This is a genomic window from Nguyenibacter vanlangensis (genome assembly GCF_013376155.1).
GTDB classification, from domain to species: domain Bacteria; phylum Pseudomonadota; class Alphaproteobacteria; order Acetobacterales; family Acetobacteraceae; genus Gluconacetobacter; species Gluconacetobacter vanlangensis.
On sequence record NZ_JABXXP010000774.1, the window covers coordinates 1 to 1,264 of the forward strand.

General features: G+C 68.5%; 2 protein-coding genes and 1 pseudogene. 2 read left to right on the top strand and 1 reads right to left on the bottom strand.

The features are described 5' to 3' along the window. A partial coding sequence (locus tag HUK84_RS18900; RefSeq protein WP_218064468.1) for an NnrU family protein occupies positions 1–240 on the bottom strand: 240 nt, incomplete at its 3' end. Between the two features lie 160 nt (positions 241–400). Here HUK84_RS18900 and HUK84_RS18905 point away from each other — a divergent pair. Both HUK84_RS18905 and ureC read left to right on the top strand, forming a co-directional pair. Beyond that, entirely contained in the window at positions 401–703 is a 303-nt protein-coding gene (locus tag HUK84_RS18905; protein ID WP_176641599.1) for an urease subunit gamma, read from the top strand. A 46-nt stretch (positions 704–749) separates the two neighbouring features. Then, positions 750–1,264: pseudogene (gene ureC / locus HUK84_RS18910) on the top strand (urease subunit alpha); the annotation flags it as partial.

The following is a 1,264-nucleotide window of genomic DNA, read 5'->3' on the forward strand; positions in this document are numbered from 1 at the left end:
GGGCAGCATGGCCAGCACCAGCAGCCAGCGCAGCCAGTCCGGCGCCACCCACAGGCCGCGATAGGGCGCGGCCGCGTAGCTGCGCGCCAGGACGAAGATGGCTGCCAGCGAAAGGACCGAGAACAGGGCGCGAAATCCCTGGTCGCCAAGCCGGCGGGCAACGGGGTCGCGCAGGCGCGTGCCGGCCAGCCCGATATGCAGCCCGACCCAGATGAGGGCGGTGACGATCAGCGCGGTCATGATGCGATTCCCTCTTCCCGGTTGGGATCGTTCGCAATGTTATCATTGATAACATAACGCCGCACGCGCAATCGGCATCACGCGACCGTGAAGCTCGTCCCGGGAAAATCGCGGCGGGACGGCGCATTTAGAGAAGGCAAAGCCGCGAAGAGGGTGTGCCGTGTATCTGACCCCGCATGAGAAGGACGGGTTGCTGATTGCCGTGGCGGCCCAGGTGGCGCGCCGGCGCCTGGAACGGGGGGTGCGGTTGAATTATCCCGAAGCCGTGGCCCTGATCACCGAGGCGGTGGTCGAGGGCGCGCGTGACGGACGCTGCCCGGACGAACTGGCGAAGGCGGGCGGGCAGGTCCTGACCCGCGCGCAGGTGATGGACGGCGTCGCCGAGATGATCCCGGTCATCGAGGTCGATGCGCTGTTTCCCGACGGCCCGAGAGCGGTGCGCGTTCACACCCCGATCCGCTGATGCCGCGCCGCCCGTTATGGCGCGGCATGGCGAGAGGAGCACAGAGATGACCACGATACCGGACCGCGCGGAGGGGCGGCGGGACGGCACGGCCGGCCCGATCGCGGGCGACACGCTGAAGCTGGCCGATACCGCGCTGCTGGTCCGGGTGGAGCATGACCTGACGCATCGTGACGAAAAAGCCCGGCCTGGTCATGGGCGGACGGGACATGCCGCCATCGGCCGGTCACAGCGCACCAATGCCGAAGGCGCGGCCGATACGGTGATCACCAATGCGGTGATCATCGACCATTGGGGAATCGTCAAGGCGGATATCGGTATTGTCGAAGGACGTATCGACGCGATCGGCAGGGCGGGCAATCCGGACCAGCAGGGCGGGGTGGATATCCTGGTCGGGCCGGGGACGGAAATCATCGCCGCCGGCGGGCGCATCGTCACTGCGGGTGGGGTGGAAACGCCGATCCACCTGGTCGGTCCGCGACAGGCCGAGGACGCGCTGGCGGCGGGCGTGACCACGATGATCGGCGGCGGTACCGGGCCGGCCACGGGCACGATGGCGGC